Below are 19,501 nucleotides of genomic sequence, written 5' to 3' on the forward strand. Positions count from 1 at the left end.
GCTGCGGGTTTGACCGGGTGGCTGCCCGGAGCTTCTTGCGGTCGACGTCGAGACGCTGCGTCCCGGCGAGAAGGCCGCCGTAGACGACGTGCTGAAGGAGGCCGCCCCACACGTCCTGGGAGACGCCGACGTCGTCGGCACATTCGAACGGGCTTGAGACCGGAGTTCGCTGTCGCATGAACTGCGGCCGATGGCCGGAATAATCGCTAAATCAGCGGTTCATGTTCATGATCGCGTTCATCGGCATCAAATTGTGGTCGAGATTGGCCATGATCCAGATCGAGCCGCCGATCACCAGAACTACGATCAGCACGCCGAAGGCAAGCGCCAGGGCGTTGTTGGTGTTGTCCGGTCCCGTCGTGATGTGCAGGAAGAAGACGAGATGCACGCCCATCTGGGCGATCGCCAGCACGACCAGCGCCACCGGAACGCCGGGTGCCCATACCAGGTCGGTTCCGGGCAACCAGAACGAGGCGATGGTCAGCAGCGTTGCCAGCCCGAGGCCGATCACATAGCCGCGTAGCCCGGATCCGACGTCGGTGTCGCCGAGGTATTCGTCACCCGGCGCCGTATCGATGTCGTAGCGCTCCAGGCCATGGGTGTCGCGCCGTTGCGCGTGGCGATCATCCGCATTGCTCATCGACTTGCTCCCAGGAGATAGACCACGGTGAACAGCGCGACCCAGATGATGTCGAGGGCGTGCCAGAACAGGCTGAAGCACATGAAACGCCGAAGAATATCGTCGCGGAATCCCTTGGCGAAGATCTGCGCCATCATCGTGAGCAGCCACAGCAGCCCCGCCGTGACGTGAAGGCCATGGCATCCCACCAGCGTGAAGAACGCCGACAGGAAAGCGCTGCGCGTCGGTCCGGCACCGCTGGCAACCATATGCACGAACTCGCGCAATTCGAGCAGGATGAAGCTGGCGCCGAGCACGAAGGTGACAGTCATCGCGACATAGAACCAGGAGCTTCGCCGCGCTGTCACGGCAAGGCCGGCGAGACCGCAGGTAAAGCTCGACAACAGCAAAGCGGCCGTCTCGATCGCGACGTTGCGCAGGTCGAACAGCTCGGCCCCGCTTGGTCCGCCCGCCGTCTTGCCCGCCAGCACGGCATAGGCCGCGAAGAAGGCGGAGAACATCACGATGTCGCTCAGAAGGAAGATCCAGAAACCATAGCCGACGACGATCCGGATCGGGGCCGGGCCGCCGGGTGCATGGCCGTGCCCGCCATGGATACGGTAAGGGTCACGCTCTCGAACGTCTATCGCGGTCATGGCCTTGGCCCCGTGTAGGTAGCCAGTGCCTCGCGGCGCGCGCTTCGGTTGGCGCGGTCGATCCGGGCGACTTCGGCGGCAGAAATGACGTATTCGGGTTTGTCGCGCCATGCGAATACGACGAAGGTGGCGAAAGCACCGAGCGCGCCGAGTGCCACCATCCACCAGATATGCCAGATGAGGGCGAAACCCATCACCGTCGCAAAGAAGGCGCAGATGAACCCGGTGGGACTGTTGCGCGGCATCTCGATCGGCTCGTATTCAGGCTCGTCGCGCAGGCGGTTTTGCTCGCGTGCCCGCTGCTTGATGCTCCAGTAGGGCTCTTCGCCCTCGACGTGCGGAAGCGCGGCGAAGTTGAAGACCGGCGGCGGTGAGGGCGTTGCCCATTCCAGCGAGCGCCCGTCCCAGGGATCCCCTGTGGAATCTCGAAGCGCCGCACGCTGCCGGATGCTGACGACGAGCTGTATGATCTGCGCGACCATGCCGGCGGTGGTGATGATCATGCCGGCGCCCGCAACCAGCACCCAGGGATACCAGGCCGGCACGTCGAAATGCTGCATGCGGCGGGTCATGCCGAGCAGGCCGACGGCGTAGAGCGGCACGAAGGTGGCGTAGAACCCGATCAGCGTCAGCCAGAAGGCCAGCTTGCCCCAGCCCTCGTGCAGCCGGAAACCGAATGCCTTGGGAAACCAGTAGGTATATCCGGCGAAGGCGCCGAACAGCACGCCGCCGATGATGACGTTGTGGAAATGCGCCACCAGGAACAGGCTGTTGTGGAGCAGGAAATCGGCCGGCGGCACCGCCAGCAACACGCCCGTCATGCCGCCGATGACGAACGTCACCATGAAGCCCAGCGACCACAGCATTGGGGTCGCGAAGCGGATGCGGCCGCCATACATGGTGAACATCCAGTTGTAGATCTTCACGCCGGTACCGACAGCGATGATGCTGGTGGCGATGCCGAACGCAGCGTTGACGTCGGCGCCGGCGCCCATGGTGAAGAAGTGGTGCAGCCACACCATGAAGGAAACGATGCAGATGAAGAGTGTCGCGGCCACCATCGAGCGGTAGCCGAACAGCGGCTTGCTGGAGAAGGTGGAGATGACCTCCGAGAAGATGCCGAACGCCGGCAGGACGAGGATGTAGACCTCGGGATGGCCCCAGGCCCAGATCAGGTTCACGAACATCAGCATGTTGCCGCCGGCTTCGTTGGTGAAGAAATGAAAGCCGAAATAGCGGTCGAGTGTCAGCATCGCGAGCGTGGCTGTGAGGATCGGGAACGCGGCGACGATGAGCAGGCTGGCGGCGAGCGAAGTCCAGCAGAACATCGACATCCTGAGGTAACTCATGCCGGGCGCGCGCATCTTCAGGATCGTGGTGACGAAATTGATGCCGGTGAGCAGCGTTCCGACACCCGCTATCTGCACCGCCCACAGATAGTAATCGACACCGACGCCCGGCGAGTAGGCGGTCTCGCTGAGCGGCGGATAGGGCAGCCATCCGGTGCGTGCGAACTCGCCGATCACCAGCGAGATGTTGACCAGCAGCGCGCCGGTGGCGGTGAGCCACAAACTCACCGAGTTGAGCGTTGGAAAGGCAACGTCGCGGACGCCGAGCTGCAGCGGCACGACCAGGTTCATCAGGCCGATGACGAACGGCATCGCCCCGAAAAAGATCATGATGGTACCGTGGGCCGAAAAGACCTGATTGAAGTGGTCGGGCGGCAGATAGCCGGGTGCCTGGAACGCGAGGGCCTGCTGGGACCGCATCATGACGGCGTCGCTGAAGCCGCGCAGCAGCATCAGCAGCGCCAGCAGCACGTACATCACGCCAATCCGCTTGTGATCGACGCTGGTGATCCATTCGCGCCACAGATAGGGAAAATGGCCGGCCAGGAAGACCCAGGCCAGCACGCCGAGGATTGCCAGGGCGACGACCGCCGAGGCGATCATCGGCAGAGGCTGATCGAACGGAATGACGTCCCAGCTCAATTTTCCGAGCATTGTCAGCCTCCTGTCTTGGGCGATATGCCCGGCTCGGGGCGATCGGCCTGGGGACCGGGCGCGGGCGGAACGCCCTGCGTCGCGATTTCGTGGAAAAGGTCCGGCTCGACCGAGCGATAGGTCGAAGGCGGCACGTCGATGCTCTGTCCGGCTAGTTCCTGGTAGCTGGCCTTGTCGAGTGCCTGTCCCTGGCTTCGCGCCGAATTGACGAACGCGTCGAAGGCATCCGCTGCGACGGCATGCAGCACGAATTGCATGCCTGGAAAACCGTCGCCGCTGAAATGGGCCGACCGCCCATAGAATTCGCCGGGCTGATCCGCCTGCAGGTGAAGCTGCGTCGTCATGCCGTTCATCGTGTAGATCATACCGCCGAGCTGAGGCACGAAGAACGCATTCATGACGCTTGCCGAGGTGAGCGAGAAATGCACCGGCCTGCCCGCCGGCACCACAAGCTGGTTGATGCTCGCGACATTCTGCTCGGGGTAGATGAACAGCCATTTCCAGTCGAGCGAGACGACCTGCACCTCGAGCGGCTTTTGCTGGGAATCCAGCGGCTTCATTGGATCGAGGTCATGCGACCCGATCCAGATGATGCCGCTCAGAAACAGGATGACGAGGATGGGGATCGACCAGACCACCAGTTCGATGCGCCCGGAATAGGCCCATTCCGGCAGGTACCGCGCCCTTGTGTTGGTTTCCCGGAACCACCAGGCAAAACCGAGCGTCGCCAGGATCGTCGGGATGACGATGGCCAGCATGATGGCGACCGAATTGAGCAGGATCGTCCGCTGCGCGGCGCCGACTGGTCCTTGCGGGTCGAGTACGCCGCCCTGGCAGCCGGCAAGCAGCGCGGCAAGCAGCATCGTCGCGCCGACGCGGCCAACACGGATGGCCGCACAATTTCGAACGATCGCCCTCAGCAACATGAGATCTCGCCGTGTCCTGAAACCGATTGGAACGTTGCAGGCAGCGTGGCTGCCAACCCCGAATGTGCGCGCCGGTGTGCTCCTGGCGACAGTTTCTTCACGCACGGGGCCCCGGCTCGCAGAACCACATGCGGCGGATGTCATCGTTAAGCGGTCGACCTGTCGAGAACCCCTCCAAATCCTAAAAACCAGCGGCAAATCCCAAGCAACCAGAGCCAAATCCTAAGAAAACCAGAACCAAATCCCTAAGAAACCAGAAATAGTACCCAGATCGAAGTTATCGCCAGAAACGTGGCGAATGCCAAGGCGGCAAACCGGTTCATGGCCGCGCCCATAGTTGGTCCATTTAGTCCGCTCCCTGCGACGTGGCTGCTGATTCCAGTGATGCCGCTCTGGAGGGCTGCGCCAACCGAACGAATGTTCGTCGCGAAAGTTCCCAAAAACCTAGATCCACCGCAGCCTTTGGTTGCAGCGCACGGCGGCAACGCGATGCGAACCAGGGCGGCTGGGCGGCTTTCTGCCAAACCGGAAACGAGTTCGGCTTTGCGTATGTAAAAACTACTTGTGTAGGTGAAAATAGTTGCTACTAATCGGCTGGGCCGGCGCATGGGCGGCTCTGGGAGGAATTTCGGCATGACAAGACTGCGCGGCCTCGCGTGGGATCACCGACGCTGCTGGGGTCCGCTCGAGGCCAGCATCGGGCCGTATTGCGCCGCCAATCCCGGTCTTGAGATCGAATGGGACCGCCGCAGCCTCTATGAGTTCGGCGAGGGCGCGCTTGGTCCGGTGCTCGGCGCCTATGATCTTGTCGTGTTCGATCATCCGTTCATCGGCGATATTGCCGAAGGCGGGCTGATGGTGCCGTTCGATTTGTCGGCTGAGCAGCGCCGCGGCTTCGAACGGGATTCGGTCGGCGCATCCTGGCAATCCTACGCGAGGGACGGGCGCCAATGGGCGTTGCCGATCGATGCTGCCTGCCAGGTTGCCTCGTATCGCCCTGATCTACTGGAGCGCTACGGTTCGTTGCCGCGCAGCCATGACGAGGTGCTGGAGCTCGGCCGGCGCGCCTTGAAGGACGGTAAATGGCTTGGGCTGCCGTTGGTGCCGACTGACGCCATGTGCCTGCTTTTGACGCTCGGTGAGCCCCGCGAAGACGGCGACGAGTTCATTGCTGGGGAAAAAATCGAGCAGGCCGTCGGGCAGTTGCGCCAGCTTGCGGCGCTGTCGCACCCGAACTCGCCGAAATGGAACCCGATCCGCTGCTACGATCATATGATCGCGCATGACGACGTGGTCTACGTGCCGTTCGCCTTCGGCTATGTGAACTACGCCTCCAGGGCAGACAGGCCGTATCTGCGCTTCGCCGACGTGCCGACACCGCGATCCGCCGGCGCCTTGCTTGGCGGCGCCGGCATCGGCGTCAGCGCTCAATCGAAACACAAGCAGGCAGCCATCGATTACGCGCAGTTTCTGTGCTCGCCCGGCTATCAGCGCGGCGACTACGTGAAATCCGGCGGACAGCCGGGATCGCTGGCGGCGTGGCAGGATGCCGAGGTCAACGCTCTCTCAGGCGGCTTCTTCGCCTCGACGCTGGCGACGATCGAAGCTTCCTATCTGCGCCCGACCCATCCGGGCTTCATCAGCTTCTTCCGCCAATGCGCCCCTCACGCCGCGGCGGCCATCACCGGCGAATTGCCGGCGGCGGAGCTCGCGAACCGGCTGAACCGGCTCTATCGCGAGACCAGGCATGGCCAGCCGCAACGGAGCGTCGCGTAATGGCCACCGATATTGCCAAGATCGCCGACGAAGGCGAAAGCGGCCGCAACGGCTACCGCGTGCCTGCTGTGGAGAAGGCGCTCGACATCCTGGAATTCATGGCTGCCGGCGGCGAGCCGCTGACCCAGACCGAGATCGCCACCGGAATGGGGCGCTCCATTCACGAGATCTACCGCATCCTGCTGCTGCTGGAGAAGCGCGGCTACATTTTCCGGACGCAATCGGACCGCTTCCGCCTGTCGCTGAAGCTGTTCGAACTGGCGCATATGCATCCCCCGGTGAACCGCCTGGTCGAATGCGCGCTGCCGGTGATGCGCGGCCTGGCCGCCAATGCCGACCAGAGCTGCCATCTGGTCGTCCGCCAAGGCGAGAGCGCACTGGTCGTGCTGCAGATCGATTCGCCTTTGCCGATGCGTTATTCGGTTGCCCTTGGCTCGCATTTCCCGATCCTCGAAACGAGTTCCGGCGCGGTGCTGCTGGCGCATTCTAGCCGCGCCGAGCGCGACCGCATCGTCGAGCGGATCGTCGCTGCAGGCGAAGGCCAAGGCAGCCGGGCGGAAATCGAAGCGCGGCTGAACGAAGTCGCAAGGCTCGGCTATGAAATGCGCGCCTCGCTGGCTGTCGAGGGCTGCATCAACATCTCGACGCCGGTGCGCGACCATACCGGCGCAGTCATTGCCGCGCTCACCGTCCCGTTCCTGCCGCAAAAGGCCGCGCGCTTCGATCGCAGCACCGTCTTTGAGCGGACTAAGGCGGCGGCCGAGACGATATCGGCGGCGCTGGGCGCGGGCGAAGCTGCCGCCTCTTCACGTGCCGACCCGGAACGGCGGGACTATCCGTTCAGCAACTGACAAGAAATACAGGGAGAAGAAACATGAACTGGTCCAAATCGATGCTGTTTGCCTCGGCGGCCGTGCTGGCTCTGAGCGCCGCCGCGGCACAGGCCGAAAACATGCCGAAGCGCATCGGCTATGTCACCAACTACGCCACGCATGAGTGGTATCAGAACGTCATCAAGGGTATGCAGGCCCGCGCCAAGGAACTCGGTATCGAGCTCGAGGTGCAGGACGCCAATCTGGACGTCGCCAAGGAGGTCTCCGCCGCCGAAGATTTCATGGCCAAGGGCGTCGACGTCCTGATCATCACGCCCGTCAACGAGGAAGGCGTCGTGCCGCTGCTGCGCCAGGCGAAATCCAACAACGTTCCGGTCGTGCTCGAAGGCAATCCGGTCAAGGGCATGACCACAATGGTCGCGATCTGCGACTACGACACCGGCTACACCGCCGGCGTCGAAGCCGGCAAATACGCCAAGGAAAAGCTCGAAGGCAAAGCCAAGGTGATGAATGTCGGCCTGCCGCTGCTGTCCGCCACCGTCCTGCGGTCGCAGGGTTTCATGGACGGCCTGAAGACCATCATCCCCGACGCGGTCATGGTCCACGACCTCGACGGCGGCGGCAATCCCGATCGCGCACTCGAAGTCTCTTCGGCGGCTCTTGCCAAGAACGCCGACATCAACATCATCTACGGCATCAACGATTCCTCCTCGCTCGGCGGCCTTCAGGCCTGGAAAGCGGCCGGCAAGTCGCAGGACGGCCTGTTGACTGTCGGCACCGGCGGCGAAGGCCTCGCCTTCATCAATGCGATGCAGAACGAGCCGTCCTACCGGATCGAGGCCGCGATGTTCCCGGAAAAGGAAGGCTACACCGCCATCGATGCAGCGGTTAAGCTCTTCAACGGCGAAGAGGTGCCGGAACACATCGTCAGCCCGACCGCGCCGATGAACGGTGACGACTGGAAGAAGTTCTACGACTACGATGGCACCACACGCAAAATCAAATGGGATGCCGTCAATGCGCTTCAGCCACCGGAAAAATGCATGAAAACTTCCGCCGATCTGAAGAAGTAAGAATTCCGGGTAGCCCTTCCCGCACGGCGGGAAGGGCAGCGGATCGGATATGCCGACGGCAAAACAGGGCAACCGTCCTGTTTTGGCCGGCAGGTTTCGAAACGGCGACGGCACCGATACGGGCCCGGAGATGAAATGGACATGAGCGAGCTTACGCAATCCTCTGCGCCAAGGCGTTTCATCGGCGGCCAGCTGCTGGGCAGCAGCCAGCTGGTGCTCGGCGTGATCCTGGCCGTGCTCTGCATCGCCATTTCGATTGCGGCGCCGCAATTCTATTCCGAGGCCAACATCATCGCCATCCTGCGCCAATGCGCGCTGGTGCTGATCGTTGCTTCCGGCATGACGATGCTGATCATCACCGCGGAAGTCGACCTGTCGGTCGGTGCATCGCTGGCTTTTGTCGGCTGTATCGGCATGGCCGTGCTCAATTCAACACACAGCCTGACGCTCGGCCTGCTGGCGGCACTCGCCTTTTCAGGCGCGGTCGGTCTGTTCAACGGGCTGGTCGTCACCATGCTCAAGGTGAACTCGCTGATCGCCACCATCGGCACCATGATGATGCTGCAGGGCGGCGTCTATCTGTTCACCCGCGAGGCGGTGCAGAACCACCACCGACTTGCCGGCTTCACCGATCTCGGCGCCGGCTATATCGGCGCGATCCCGCTGCCCGTGGTCGTTGCCGCGGTGATTTTCGCGCTGGCCGCGGCAACGCTGCGCTTCACCACGCTCGGCCGTTATCTCTACGCTGTCGGCGCCAACGAGCGCGCGGTTCGTCTCTCCGGCGTGCGCTCGCAACGCTTGAAACTCTTCGCCTTCGTCGTCACCGGCCTCTGCGTCGGCATTGCCGGCATGATCCTGTCGTCGCTGATGAATGCCGGCCAGCCGACCGCCGGCCGCGGCTTCGAGCTGACGGTTATTGCCGCGGTCATCCTCGGCGGCACCAGCCTGCTTGGCGGCCGCGGCTCGCTGCTTGGCACGTTGCTGGGCGTGCTGGTGCTGAAGGTCATCGACAACGGCATCATCATCCTCGGCTGGAACCAGGATCTGCAGATGGTGGTGCCCGGCATCGTCATCATCCTGGCGACCTATCTCGACATCGCGCGGAACAGAGCCAATGTCGGTTGATTTCCTTCACCCCGACGAAACCGTGGCTGTCGACAAAAGCGTGCCGGCGCTGGAGATGCGCGGCATCGGCAAGCGTTTTCCCGGCGTAATGGCGCTGGACAATGTCGACCTGACCCTGGAACCCGGTAAGATTCATGCCCTGATGGGCGAGAACGGCGCCGGCAAGTCGACGCTGATCAAGATCATGGCCGGGGTCTACGGCAAGGATGCCGGCACCATTCGCCTGCGCGGCCGCGAGGCCGACATCAAGTCGCCGCGCGACAGCCTGAAAGAGGGCATCAAGGTGGTGTTCCAGGAGATCGCGCTGATCGCCGAATTCAGCGTCGCCGAGAACATCTTCCTCGAAGGCTATCCGACCGGCAAAGGCGGGTCGATCGACTGGAAGAAAATCCGTGCCGATGCGGCCGCTCTGTTCAAGCGTATCGGCTTCAATGTCGACCCGGCGGCGCGCACGGGATCGCTGCCGGTCAGCCAGCAGCAGATGGTCGAGATCGCCCGCGCACTCGCCCATGAAGCACGCGTCGTGGTGATGGACGAGCCGACCTCCTCGCTGACGCCGAACGAGGTCTCGCTGCTGTTCACCGTCATTCGCCGGCTGGCCGCGCTCGGCATCGCCGTGCTCTATGTCAGCCACAAGCTCGACGAGGTCTTCGAGATCGCCGACACGGTGACCGTGCTGCGCGACGGCCGCCACGTCTCGACCAGGCCGATCGGCGAGCACACCAACGATACGCTGATCCAGGACATGATCGGCCGGCGCATCGAAAACCTGTTCCCGCGCAAGCGCGGTGCACCAGGCAGCAAGGTCGCCCTTTCCGTGCAAGGACTTAGCACGGCGAAGAAGCTGAAGGACGTGTCGTTCGAAGCGCATGCCGGCGAAGTCCTCGGCTTCTTCGGCTTGATGGGAGCGGGCCGGACCGAGCTCGCCAAGGCGATTGTCGGCTTCGATCCGATCACCTCCGGCACGATTTCGGTCGATGGCAGCCCGCTGCTGCCGCACGACACGCACACCGGCGTCCGGCTCGGCATCGGCCTGCTCACCGAAGACCGCAAGAGCGAAGGGCTGATGGGCGAGCTGCCGGTCTACCAGAATGCCAGCCTCGCCTCGCTCCGTGCCTTCGCCAGGATGGGCTTCGTCGATAGGGCAAGCGAACGCAAAGCGGTGCAGGACTATGTCGACCGTTTCCGCATCAGGACGCCGAGCTTGTTCCAGCAGGTCAAGAACCTGTCGGGCGGCAATCAGCAGAAAGTGCTGATCTCGCGCTGGCTGATGCGCGGTCTCAAGGTGATCGTCGTCGACGAACCGACCCGCGGCATCGACGTCGGCGCCAAATCGGAGATTTTTGCGCTCATCGACCGGCTCGCCGGCGAGGGCCTGGCGGTCGTCATGATGACGTCCGAAATGCCCGAGCTGCTGGGGCTTGCCGACCGCATCGCGGTGATGTGCGAAGGCCGCCTCACCGCGATCATGTCCCGCGACGAGGCCACGCAGGAGAACATCCTCAATGCGGCGATCGGCTAAGACGATGACGCTTCGCAAAGGGACCAAGTGATGAGCCTGGCAAGCACCGACACGATGAAAGCTGGGCCGTCCATGCTGGCACGGCTCGTCGCACGGCAGGAAGTGGCATTGCTCCTCTGCCTCATCCTGGTGATCGCGTTCTTTTCCTTCACCGCCGAGAATTTCTTCTCTGTGCGCAACATCACCAATGTGCTCGGTCAGGCTTCGCTAGCACTGACAGCCGGCATAGGCTGCGCCATCGTCTTCATCTCCGGCGAGGTCGACATCTCGATCGGGTCGCTGCTGGCGACGATCGCGCTGCCGCTGATCATCATCATGAACGACACCAGCTCGCTTGTGCTCGGCATCAGCGGCGCGTTGCTGTTCGGGCTGATCATCGGCGTTGTGAATGGTTATCTGACGGCCTATGCCGGCATCAACTCGCTGATCGTGACCCTGGGCACGATGTTCATCATGCGCGGCGGTGTCTACCTCTACACCGGCCAGCGCGCCATCCCCGACGATGCAGCGCTCGACAGCTTCATCGCGCTGTCGGACGGTCGCCTGTTCAACGTCGTTCCCTATTCGGCTGTCATTGCCATCGTTCTGCTCGCCGTCTTCGCCTACGTGATGCAGCACCGGCCGTTCGGACGGCAGATCTATGCCGTCGGCGGCAATCCGGAAGTGGCACGGCTGGCAGGCTACGACGTGCGCCGTGTCAAGTTCATCTGCTTCATCATCAGCGCGCTGCTGGCAACGGTAGCCGGCATTATCCTGGCCGCCCGCGTCGGCTCGGCGCAGCATACAGCCGGGCTGAATTTCGAGTTCCAGGTCGTCGCCGCCACCGTGCTCGGCGGGGTGAGCCTTGCCGGCGGCATCGGCAGCCTGACCGGCATGGCGCTCGGCGTGCTGATCCTGCAGTTCCTGTCCAACGGGCTGCGCGGGCTCGGCCTGCCGACCGAATGGCAATTGGTCATCACCGGCATGATCATCATAGCCGCCGTCGCTTTCGACGAAGCGAAGCGCCGGCGCGCCATTGGAGTCTGACATGGATCGTCTCAAAGGGAAAACCGCAATCGTCACCGGCGCCGCCGACGGCATCGGCCATGCGATCAGCGAGGCAATGGCGAGTGAGGGCGCGCACGTCTTCCTCGGCGACATCGATGATGAGAAGGGCGAAAAATTCGCAGCCGAGCTGCGCGCCGCCGGCCACCGCGCCGACTACATCCATTGCGACGTGGCGGAGGAGGCCGACATCGCCGCCCTGGTAGACGGCGCCGTCGGCAGGACCGGCCATCTCGACATTCTGGTCAACAATGCCGCCATCGCCATCGGCGGCATGCCGGTCCATGAGATGACCGACGAGCAGTGGCACCGGCTGATCGCGGTCAACCTGACCAGCGTGTTCCGCGGCTGCAAATATGCGCTGCCGCATATGATCGCGCAGAAATCGGGCTCGATCATCAACATGGCCTCGGCGCAAGGGCATATCGGGCTCGACGGCTGGACCGCCTATGCCGGCGCCAAGGGCGCGGTGATGGCGATGACGCGTCAGATGGCGGTCGAGTTCGGCCCGCTCAACATCCGCGTCAACTCGATCTCGCCCGGAACCATCAACACGCCGATGAACGACAAACTGATCAAGGAGATCGGCGGCAATCTCGCCAAGGCCTGGGTGAAAATGCATCCGCTCGGTCGCATCGGCAAACCGTCCGAAGTGGCAGAAGCCGCCGTCTATCTCGCCTCCGACGCCGCCGGCTTCACCACCGGTACGGACCTGCGCGTCGACGGCGGCCTCACCGCGGCACCCCGCTACGTACCCGACCTGCTTTGACAACCAATGAGACAAAAATGAACAAGGCCCTCGAAGGCGTCCGCATCCTCGATTTCAGCCATCTGCTGCAGGGGCCGTTCGCCACGCAGCTGCTCGGCGACATGGGCGCCGACGTCATCAAGATCGAGCGTTCAGGCGCCGGCGACATGTTCCGCGGCATGACCTTCTTCGCCAAATGGGTCGGCGGCTCCGAAAGCCCGAATTTCCTCGCTTGGAACCGCAACAAGCGCTCCATCGCGCTCAACCTGAAAAGCCGCAAGGTGCATGCCATCATCATGGACATGGCCAAGAAGGCGGACGTGGTGGTGCAGAATTTCCGCCCCGGCGTGCTCGCCAGGCTCGGCTATGGCTACGAGGATTTCAAGGCTGTCAACCCCGCCATCATCTATTGCTCTGGCTCCGGTTATGGCGAGGAAGGCCCCTATGTCGAGCGTCCCGGCCAGGACATGCTGATCCAGGGGCTGTCCGGGCTGATCTCCAACACCGGCCGCGGCGATCAGGCTCCTGTCCCGGCCGGTGCCGGCCTCGCCGACCAGATCGGCGCCATGAACATGGTCTACGGCATATTGTCGGCGCTCTACTATCGCGAGAAGACCGGCAAGGGCCAGAAGATCGAGGTCAATCTGCTGGCCGGGATGCTGGCGCACCTCAATCAGGAATATGTCGCCGTGCTCAATCTCGGCGAGGATTTCGTGCGTCCGAAATCAGGCATCGGCCACCCCGGCATGCAGGCGCCGTTCGGTATCTACGAAGCGAAGGACGGTGGCTATGTGTCGATCGCCATGAGCCCGTTCAAGACGCTGTATGAAGTGCTGGAGGCGCCGCAGCTTGCTGTCTACGATGATCTGAAGACGCTGTTCGACAAACGCGACGAGGTGTTCGACAAAGTCAACGCCGAAACCAGGAAGTTTGCCACGCAGGACCTGCTGGCGCGGCTGCTGGCAGTCGACATTTGGTGTGCCGAGGTGAAGGACATAAGGCGCGCAGCCGAGGACCCGCAGGTCAAGCACTTGGGCATGATCACCAGCTACGATCATCCGCGCGGCGGTAAGGTCAGGGTGGTCGCACCGGCGGTCAAGATGAGCGAGACGCCGCCCACCATAGAGCGGCCGGCGCCGCTGGTCGGCCAGCATGGCCGCGAGATACTGGCCGAGTTCGGCCTCTCCAGCGGCGAGATTGCAGCGCTTGAGGCGTCCGGCGACATGACCGTGGATGCTGTCTGACGATGAGCGTTTACCAGACACTCAGCTTGGAAATATCCGGGCGCGTCGCAGTCGTCACCTTCCGGCGCGCCGATCAGCTCAACGCCATGAACCGGCTGATGCAAAGCGAGATCACCGATGTTTTCGAGGTGCTGTCGCGGGATGACGGGGTCGGCGCGATCGTGGTGACCGGCGAGGGGCGCGGCTTCATGGCCGGCGCCGACATCAAGGAATACGCCGCCCAGACAGCTGCCGAGTTCGACGTCTTCCAGACCGCCGGCACGCGCATGTATGCGGCGATCGAGCAGAACCGCAAGCCGGTCATCGCCGCGGTCAATGGTTTTGCGCTCGGCGGCGGCATGGAGCTGGTGCTGTGTTGCGACATCGTCATCGCCAACCAGTTCGCGAAGCTCGGCCTGCCGGAGATCAAGCTAGGGCTGGTCCCCGGCGGCGGCGGCACCCAGCGCAGCGTCCAAAAGCTCGGCCGCAACCGCGCCAACCTTTTGCTGATGACCGGCGCCATCGTGCCGGCTTCCGAGCTCGTCGCCGCCGGGCTGGTCAACGAAGTCGTTGACGCCGAAAAGCTGATGCTGCGGGCGCTGGGACTCGCCGGCATGATAGCCGCCGAACCGGCTGCCGCGATCGCGGCATTGAAGGCGCTGACAGCGCACGCCGTGTCGGGCGACTTGGCGGAAGGTCTTGCCATGGAGCGCGACGAACTGGGCCGGCTTTATCGTAGCGAGACCGGCCAGCAGCGGGTGAAGGCGTTCGCCAAAAAAAAGCGCCGTGCGGGCGAAGGCTGGGCAATGACATCCCTGGTCAAGCCGAACCGGCCGCGCTTCACCGATGTCGAGGGCCTGGCGGCGATAGTCGGCGGCGGCGATGTCTTTGGCGTCGGCGGGCATCATTTTGCCCGGCTGCCGATCGCCCTGCTGCGCGCCATCGCCCGCTCGGGCGTCAAGGGCCTTCGCTATGTCTGCTGGGCCGGCGGCCTGCCGCTCGAACTGCTCCTCGAAGCGAATGCCGTGGCGGAGGTCGACATCTGCTTTTCCAGCCTCGACATTTTTGGCTTGCCGCCACGCTTCCGCGCGGCCGCCGAGACCAATGCCGTGCCGGTCCGCGACTGGACGGCGCTGGCCATGATCCAGGCGCTGCGGGCGGCGCAGCAGAACCTGCCGTCGATGCCGTTTCAGCTTCCCGAGGGCTCGGACATGCTGGCGCGCGTGCCGGGCGCGATCGCCGCGCCCGATCCGATCGCGGGAATCACGATCGGGTTCATCCCGGCCTTGCGGCTCGACACGTTCGTCGTCCATGCCCAGCGCGCCGACGAGAGCGGCGATGTCCAGATCATCGGGCCGCGGGCGCTGGATTTCGCCATGGCCGGCGCGGCGCGCCAAGTGCTGGTCACGGTTGAGGAAATCGTCCCGGTCGGGGCGCTGCGGCATGACGGCCGGCAGAGCATTTTGACCCGCAATCAGGTGTCGGCCATAGCGCTGGCGCCGGGCGGCGCCTATCCCGCTTCCTGCCTGCCATTCTATGTGACGGATTATCAAGCGTTGGCGGGGGCGTTCGCGGTCAAGGAAATACCCTTGCCGGACAGCCTGAGCATGCCTTCGGAAGGCGTGCCGGAGCGGGTTCAAGACGCTGCAAAAGTCCGGGCTGAGACAGTCCTCGCCATGCCCGGGCTCGTGCACGGCGAAAAGCAGGCGTCCATCGACGAGATCATCGCCGCCCGCATCGCCGCCGAACTCGACAATGCGAGCTTTGCCAGTGCCGGCGCGGTGTCGCCGCTGGCCAATGTCGCCTATCGGCTGGCCAAAGCGACGCACGCGCCGGACATGATCATCGCCACCATGAGTTGCGGCCATCTCGACATCGCGCCGAGCCCGATGATCCTGTCGCTGATCGAAAGCCTAGATTGCGAGACGGCGGTGGCGCATGCCGGCGGCGATGACACCTATTCGACCTACTACCAGGCCGGCGCAGTGACGCATGAGATCGTCGGTGCCGCGCAGGTCGATCGACGCGGCCGCGTCAACACCATAGCCTTGCGCAAACGCGATGGCAGCGCCATCCGGCTGCCCGGGCAAGGCGGCATGGCCGATGTCGCCAACATGCACCGCGATTATCTGCTGTACGTCCCCCGCCATTCCGTGCAGTCGCTGGTCGATGCGGTCGAGATCGCCAGCTCGGCGCGCGGACTGTTGACGCAGGCCGAACGCGAGCCGATGGGCTATCGGACCGGGGCGGCGCTAGTGTTCACCGACCTTTGTGTGTTTCGGCTCGACCGGGAGAGCCGGCAACTGGCCGTCATCGAGACCATGCCGGGCGTGACGCGCCAGCAGATCCAGGAGGCCACCGGCTTTGCTGTGATATTCGCTGCCGATTGCCGCGACGTTCCGCTGCCCGCGAACGAAACGCTCGATGTCCTGCGAAACCGGATCGACCCGCTCGGCCTGCGGCGACTGGAATTCGTCAGCGCCAAGGAGCGTGGCGCGCTGATCGCCGAGATCCTCGCCGCCGACCGGCTGATGGTCGAGCGCTGTATTGCCGCGCAGCAATCGCATACCGAAAAACGCTGAAGAGGGGGCGGCGCATGGCAAAGCCGTTGCTCGAAATGTCGGCCGCGAAGGTCTTCTTCGACGGCATCTTCACCAACCCGCGCGTCGCGCATCCTGAAGGCGTGGCCATCCATCGCGACGGCTCGATCTGGTGCGGCACCGAAACCGGCGACCTGCTGCGGCTGGCCGCCGATGGCGGCTCGGTCGAACGCATGGGTGGCACGGAAGGCTTTCTGCTTGGCATCGCCTTCGATAGCGCAGGCAACTGCTTTGCTTGCGATCTCAGACATGCGGCGGTCTTTCGCTGGGATGCCGCGGTGGCCGAGATGCAACGCTTCGCTTCGGCCGGCATCCGCGTGCCGAATTATCCGATCGTCGACGAGGCGCGCGGCTGGCTCTATGTCTCCGATAGCCTCGGCGAAGACAACCGCTCCGGTATCTTCCGCTATGATCTGAAGACCGGCGAAGGCGGCCTGTGGTGCCGCGAGGCCATGGCCTTCGCCAACGGCATGGCGATGGCGCCGGATGGCAATGGGCTTTACGTCGTGGAAAGCCATGCGGCCTGCGTCAGCTATGTGCCGATCCGTGCCGAGGGCACGGCAGGACCTCGCCAGCTCGTCGTGGACGGCGTGAACAACGTCCCCGATGGCGTCGCCTTGGCCCCGGACGGTTCGCTGTTCATCTCGTGCTACGAGCCGAGCCGCATCTATCGCTGGCGACAAAATAGCGGGCTCGAGGTGCTGATCGAGGATCCGGCGGCAACCACGCTCGCCCATCCCACCAACATCGCCTTCAAGGGCGACAAGCTCTACACCGCAAATCTCGGCCGCTGGCACATTACCGAAATCGACTTGACGGCGATTCCATAGATCTGGGCAGCGGCGGCGCCTATGCCAGCCGGCCGTGGCTGGAGCGGATGCGCAGCACCTGCACCTTCGACGGCAGCTCGATCAGGAACTCTTCGTCCCGCTCCAGATGGTGGATCCTCGTCGGATCGCCGCCGGTGAACGCCGCCATCGCCTCGACATCTTCCCAGTAGGAGATCGTCACGAATTCCGAATGGCTCGGCGTGTCCTCGCGAAAGGCCTGAACGCCCAGTGCCTTCTCGATCAGCGGCTTGATGCCGGCTTCGTAATTGTAACTCTCGTAGGCATCCGCCTTTTCAGGCACGGTTCTGCCGCGCCAGATACGGGCGATGGTCGGAGTTTTCTCCGTAATTTTCTCTGTCATGGCCAACGAATCCCTGCTTGGTCTGATTGGTCCGCCGCCGTTCGAAGGCCAGCCAAGGAACGGATCTCCCCGGCTGGCAGCCTGGTCTGCCGTTGCCAGCGACGTTTCATCTTCCCGGCCGACGTAGGTGGCGCTGCCCGGATTGGCCTCCTTGCCGACCGGTGGGAGACTTACTCCTGATCCTCGGCGCCGCCTCCGTGAAAGAAGGACCGGATTTCCTGCATGTCGACGCTGCCGTCACCGTCCTCATCGACGGCGTTGAATATCCGCCCGACGAAATCCTGGACTTCGGTCTGGGAAAGCGCGCCATCGCCGTCCGCATCGACTATGGCGAACATCATTCGCATCCTCGCGCCATGCATCCCGCGTCCCATGCCACCGCGGCCTCCCGTCTCCCAATCTCGGTCAGGCGGGCCCATCCTGTAGTCGTGATGCCAGCGGTCGCGACCGCGCCGTTCCGCCCGGGGCGCGCGATCCTCTTGCATTCTCTCCTCCAGCATCTCGGTCATCATCTGGCGCATCATATCGCGCATGGCATCCTGGCTCTGCCCGCTCATTCCGGGCGCCGGAGCTGCGGGCGCGGGCGGGCTCGTCTGGCCGAATGCCGGCGCGGCCAACATAGCCAGAGCCGCGGCAACTACAGTGGTTTTGCTTGCGAGCGTCATCGTAATCTCCATCGGTATGAATTGGTGGCTGCTGCATCCAAGCCAAACCGGCTGCTCGCCTCATGGTTCCTGGTCAGTCGGCTCGACGGCGCAAAAGTCCGCCTGGTCGCGGCAACGAAAGCCGCTTGCCCACGTTGCCGTTGATGCGAAGCTCCACCAGGAGGAAAAAATGGCCGACGATAAGAGCAAGCGGGATTTCCGCGACCGCGATCGCGTTTCGGCGGAAGACGACCGTGAAGTCGAGTATTTTGCCCAGCAGAACGGCATCACCGCCGACCAGGTCCGCCAGCTGATCAAGAGCTTCGGCAATGATCGCGGCCGCCTGGTCGAAGCCGCGAAGGCGTTGCGGGGGATTTCACCTGCCGGAGCCGACGAGGTGACCAGGGAAGCCCGCCAGCAGGCAACACCCATGCATCTCGGTAAACCCGACGAGTGATGCCAGGCAGCTGCGCTGCCGCTGCCGCAGGCGTCAGAACTTGCGGCTCAGATAATCCGAGCCGCGCAGCCCGAACCGCCACTCGGCATCGACAGCCTTGGAAATGCCGATCCGGCGGCCTGTAAGAATGGCGCTGGTGTCGCCCGGCTGCCTGATTCGAATGGCGGCACGTCCAGCGGCAGCCCGTCATGGAATTTGTCGATTGCCAGCGCCTGGCAAAGACGACCGGGTCCCGAGCAAAGCAGCCGGGGGTCGTCAATGCCGCGATTGGCCCGCATCACCTCCAGCCCGGATTGCGGTTCGATTGCGCGGATGAGCACGGCGCTGCCGGGCAGGCACACGGCATTGAGGCACCAGTGCAGGCCATAGGAGCGATAGACATAGGCGCTGCCTGGGGTGCCGAACATTGCGCCATTGCGCACCGTCCTGCCACCGAAAGCATGCGAAGCCGGGTCATCGGGGCGATAGGCCTCGGTCTCGACGATGATGCCGCCAACGCCGTGCAAAAGCAGCGAGGCGCCAATCATGTCGCGCGCCACGGTGGTGGCGTCTCGGGCAAAGAATTGGTGGTTCGTGGTCAACGTGCACCGGACTGATCGCGCCTCAACTGGCGCGTCAGCAAGTTCCCGGACCGGAAGCAAAATGTCCAGCCACTGCGTTGTATTCAGCGCAGCATCGCTGCGCCGATGAAAACCGCCGCGGCCAGCACGACGATGGCGGCAATCACCATGACTGGCCCATATCTGCTCGGTTGGACGTCGGGCTCATCCTTCAGCGGGCGCATCGCATTGGCATAGCTCGCCTGGTTGGCGAACTCCGGCTTTTCATGAGGCGCAGACCGATCCTTTGCCGGAACGCTGCCGGCCGATTCCGCGTCCGTCTCCATGGGAGCCGCGGCTGGGTCGATTCCCGGTGTCTTATCCCCTCCGCGCCCGGCGTCGATATCGCCCCGCGCTTGAGCCGGGCTTCGCCCAACAGGTGCTGCGTCGGTCATCGTCGAGGTCCTTTCAGAGCATCGGCCTCAAGCATTCTAACCAGCGTCTCATTTCAAAGTTCCCACG

18 protein-coding genes and 1 pseudogene are annotated in these 19,501 nt (G+C 63.7%); 11 read left to right on the forward strand and 8 right to left on the reverse strand.

All coding sequences use genetic code 11. The features are described from left to right. Window positions 1-211 precede the first annotated feature (211 nt). Genes cyoD through cyoA form a run of 4 tightly spaced genes read right to left on the reverse strand, consistent with a single transcriptional unit; the run spans window position 212 to window position 4,204 of the window. Window positions 212-640: a cytochrome o ubiquinol oxidase subunit IV gene (cyoD, locus tag NKJ72_RS10465; protein WP_352476953.1), complete on the reverse strand. Its 429-nt coding sequence runs from the start codon at window positions 638-640 to the stop codon at window positions 212-214. Then, window positions 637-1,275 (reverse strand): cytochrome o ubiquinol oxidase subunit III, encoded by a 639-nt coding sequence (cyoC, locus tag NKJ72_RS10470; protein WP_352476954.1) that lies wholly within the window; start codon window positions 1,273-1,275, stop codon window positions 637-639. Before cyoC ends, cyoD begins: the two co-directional genes overlap by 4 nt. Continuing rightward, window positions 1,272-3,278, reverse strand: a complete 2,007-nt coding sequence (gene cyoB, locus NKJ72_RS10475) for a cytochrome o ubiquinol oxidase subunit I (RefSeq protein ID WP_352476955.1) — start codon at window positions 3,276-3,278, stop codon at window positions 1,272-1,274. The genes cyoC and cyoB overlap by 4 nt, the downstream gene beginning before the upstream one ends. 2 nt (window positions 3,279-3,280) lie before the next feature. Further along, window positions 3,281-4,204, reverse strand: coding sequence for a ubiquinol oxidase subunit II (gene cyoA, locus NKJ72_RS10480; protein ID WP_352476956.1), 924 nt, complete (start codon window positions 4,202-4,204; stop codon window positions 3,281-3,283). A 633-nt stretch (window positions 4,205-4,837) separates the two neighbouring features. Between cyoA and NKJ72_RS10485 the strand changes: the two genes are divergently transcribed. The 10 genes from NKJ72_RS10485 to NKJ72_RS10530 all read left to right on the forward strand — a co-directional run bounded on the left by NKJ72_RS10485 (window position 4,838) and on the right by NKJ72_RS10530 (window position 16,978). Further along, window positions 4,838-5,980 carry an ABC transporter substrate-binding protein gene (locus NKJ72_RS10485; RefSeq protein WP_352476957.1) on the forward strand — a complete coding sequence of 381 codons (1,143 nt, stop codon included), beginning with the start codon at window positions 4,838-4,840 and terminating at the stop codon, window positions 5,978-5,980. Continuing rightward, window positions 5,980-6,831, forward strand: a complete 852-nt coding sequence (locus NKJ72_RS10490; RefSeq protein WP_352476958.1) for an IclR family transcriptional regulator — start codon at window positions 5,980-5,982, stop codon at window positions 6,829-6,831. Before NKJ72_RS10485 ends, NKJ72_RS10490 begins: the two co-directional genes overlap by 1 nt. Before the next feature lie 23 nt (window positions 6,832-6,854). Continuing rightward, window positions 6,855-7,886: a sugar ABC transporter substrate-binding protein gene (locus tag NKJ72_RS10495; protein ID WP_352476959.1), complete on the forward strand. Its 1,032-nt coding sequence runs from the start codon at window positions 6,855-6,857 to the stop codon at window positions 7,884-7,886. Window positions 7,887-8,027: 141 nt separating this feature from the next. Then, window positions 8,028-9,011 carry an ABC transporter permease gene (locus NKJ72_RS10500; RefSeq protein WP_352476960.1) on the forward strand — a complete coding sequence of 328 codons (984 nt, stop codon included), beginning with the start codon at window positions 8,028-8,030 and terminating at the stop codon, window positions 9,009-9,011. Next, window positions 9,001-10,533 (forward strand): sugar ABC transporter ATP-binding protein, encoded by a 1,533-nt coding sequence (locus tag NKJ72_RS10505; RefSeq protein ID WP_352476961.1) that lies wholly within the window; start codon window positions 9,001-9,003, stop codon window positions 10,531-10,533. Before NKJ72_RS10500 ends, NKJ72_RS10505 begins: the two co-directional genes overlap by 11 nt. 30 nt (window positions 10,534-10,563) lie before the next feature. After that, entirely contained in the window at window positions 10,564-11,559 is a 996-nt protein-coding gene (locus NKJ72_RS10510; protein ID WP_352476962.1) for an ABC transporter permease, read from the forward strand. A gap of 1 nt (window position 11,560) precedes the next feature. Beyond that, a complete protein-coding gene (locus tag NKJ72_RS10515; RefSeq protein WP_352476963.1) occupies window positions 11,561-12,346 on the forward strand; it encodes an SDR family NAD(P)-dependent oxidoreductase in 786 nt (261 codons plus the stop codon). A gap of 17 nt (window positions 12,347-12,363) precedes the next feature. Continuing rightward, window positions 12,364-13,569, forward strand: coding sequence for a CaiB/BaiF CoA transferase family protein (locus tag NKJ72_RS10520; protein ID WP_352476964.1), 1,206 nt, complete (start codon window positions 12,364-12,366; stop codon window positions 13,567-13,569). A 2-nt stretch (window positions 13,570-13,571) separates the two neighbouring features. After that, window positions 13,572-16,130 carry an enoyl-CoA hydratase-related protein gene (locus NKJ72_RS10525; RefSeq protein ID WP_352476965.1) on the forward strand — a complete coding sequence of 853 codons (2,559 nt, stop codon included), beginning with the start codon at window positions 13,572-13,574 and terminating at the stop codon, window positions 16,128-16,130. A 14-nt stretch (window positions 16,131-16,144) separates the two neighbouring features. Beyond that, complete coding sequence (locus NKJ72_RS10530) at window positions 16,145-16,978, forward strand: SMP-30/gluconolactonase/LRE family protein (protein ID WP_352476966.1); 834 nt, start codon at window positions 16,145-16,147, stop codon at window positions 16,976-16,978. A 19-nt stretch (window positions 16,979-16,997) separates the two neighbouring features. Here the strand turns inward: NKJ72_RS10530 and NKJ72_RS10535 are convergent, their stop codons facing one another. Together NKJ72_RS10535 and NKJ72_RS10540 are read right to left on the reverse strand one after the other, a co-directional pair. Next, window positions 16,998-17,339: an antibiotic biosynthesis monooxygenase family protein gene (locus NKJ72_RS10535; protein ID WP_352476968.1), complete on the reverse strand. Its 342-nt coding sequence runs from the start codon at window positions 17,337-17,339 to the stop codon at window positions 16,998-17,000. 170 nt (window positions 17,340-17,509) lie between these two features. Next, window positions 17,510-18,004: an EF-hand domain-containing protein gene (locus NKJ72_RS10540; RefSeq protein ID WP_352476969.1), complete on the reverse strand. Its 495-nt coding sequence runs from the start codon at window positions 18,002-18,004 to the stop codon at window positions 17,510-17,512. 169 nt (window positions 18,005-18,173) lie between these two features. Here NKJ72_RS10540 and NKJ72_RS10545 point away from each other — a divergent pair, with 169 nt between their 5' ends. Continuing rightward, entirely contained in the window at window positions 18,174-18,440 is a 267-nt protein-coding gene (locus NKJ72_RS10545; RefSeq protein ID WP_352476970.1) for a DUF3606 domain-containing protein, read from the forward strand. A gap of 33 nt (window positions 18,441-18,473) precedes the next feature. On the opposite strand, the pseudogene NKJ72_RS10550 reads toward NKJ72_RS10545, so the two are convergent. Next, window positions 18,474-18,967, reverse strand: a pseudogene (locus NKJ72_RS10550) (DNA-3-methyladenine glycosylase). A 137-nt stretch (window positions 18,968-19,104) separates the two neighbouring features. After that, on the reverse strand, window positions 19,105-19,434 hold the full coding sequence (locus NKJ72_RS10555) for a hypothetical protein (protein ID WP_352476971.1): 330 nt from the start codon (window positions 19,432-19,434) through the stop codon (window positions 19,105-19,107). Between the last annotated feature and the right edge of the window lie 67 nt (window positions 19,435-19,501).

It is taken from the genome of Mesorhizobium sp. M0045, from assembly GCF_040323385.1.
In the GTDB taxonomy this organism is placed as follows: domain Bacteria; phylum Pseudomonadota; class Alphaproteobacteria; order Rhizobiales; family Rhizobiaceae; genus Mesorhizobium.

Excerpts from the sequence above, each read along its gene's own strand:
- NKJ72_RS10500 (WP_352476960.1), top strand. The coding sequence starts at position 8,028 with ATGAGCGAGCTTACGCAATCCTCTGCGCCAAGGCGTTTCATCGGCGGC.
- cyoD (WP_352476953.1), bottom strand. The coding sequence starts at position 640 with ATGAGCAATGCGGATGATCGCCACGCGCAACGGCGCGACACCCATGGC.
- NKJ72_RS10510 (WP_352476962.1), top strand. The coding sequence starts at position 10,564 with ATGAGCCTGGCAAGCACCGACACGATGAAAGCTGGGCCGTCCATGCTG.
- NKJ72_RS10515 (WP_352476963.1), top strand. The coding sequence starts at position 11,561 with ATGGATCGTCTCAAAGGGAAAACCGCAATCGTCACCGGCGCCGCCGAC.
- cyoA (WP_352476956.1), bottom strand. The coding sequence starts at position 4,204 with ATGTTGCTGAGGGCGATCGTTCGAAATTGTGCGGCCATCCGTGTTGGC.
- NKJ72_RS10495 (WP_352476959.1), top strand. The coding sequence starts at position 6,855 with ATGAACTGGTCCAAATCGATGCTGTTTGCCTCGGCGGCCGTGCTGGCT.
- NKJ72_RS10530 (WP_352476966.1), top strand. The coding sequence starts at position 16,145 with ATGGCAAAGCCGTTGCTCGAAATGTCGGCCGCGAAGGTCTTCTTCGAC.
- NKJ72_RS10525 (WP_352476965.1), top strand. The coding sequence starts at position 13,572 with ATGAGCGTTTACCAGACACTCAGCTTGGAAATATCCGGGCGCGTCGCA.
- NKJ72_RS10555 (WP_352476971.1), bottom strand. The coding sequence starts at position 19,434 with ATGACCGACGCAGCACCTGTTGGGCGAAGCCCGGCTCAAGCGCGGGGC.
- NKJ72_RS10545 (WP_352476970.1), top strand. The coding sequence starts at position 18,174 with ATGGCCGACGATAAGAGCAAGCGGGATTTCCGCGACCGCGATCGCGTT.
- NKJ72_RS10485 (WP_352476957.1), top strand. The coding sequence starts at position 4,838 with ATGACAAGACTGCGCGGCCTCGCGTGGGATCACCGACGCTGCTGGGGT.
- cyoC (WP_352476954.1), bottom strand. The coding sequence starts at position 1,275 with ATGACCGCGATAGACGTTCGAGAGCGTGACCCTTACCGTATCCATGGC.
- NKJ72_RS10520 (WP_352476964.1), top strand. The coding sequence starts at position 12,364 with ATGAACAAGGCCCTCGAAGGCGTCCGCATCCTCGATTTCAGCCATCTG.
- NKJ72_RS10540 (WP_352476969.1), bottom strand. The coding sequence starts at position 18,004 with ATGACGCTCGCAAGCAAAACCACTGTAGTTGCCGCGGCTCTGGCTATG.
- NKJ72_RS10535 (WP_352476968.1), bottom strand. The coding sequence starts at position 17,339 with ATGACAGAGAAAATTACGGAGAAAACTCCGACCATCGCCCGTATCTGG.
- NKJ72_RS10490 (WP_352476958.1), top strand. The coding sequence starts at position 5,980 with ATGGCCACCGATATTGCCAAGATCGCCGACGAAGGCGAAAGCGGCCGC.
- cyoB (WP_352476955.1), bottom strand. The coding sequence starts at position 3,278 with ATGCTCGGAAAATTGAGCTGGGACGTCATTCCGTTCGATCAGCCTCTG.
- NKJ72_RS10505 (WP_352476961.1), top strand. The coding sequence starts at position 9,001 with ATGTCGGTTGATTTCCTTCACCCCGACGAAACCGTGGCTGTCGACAAA.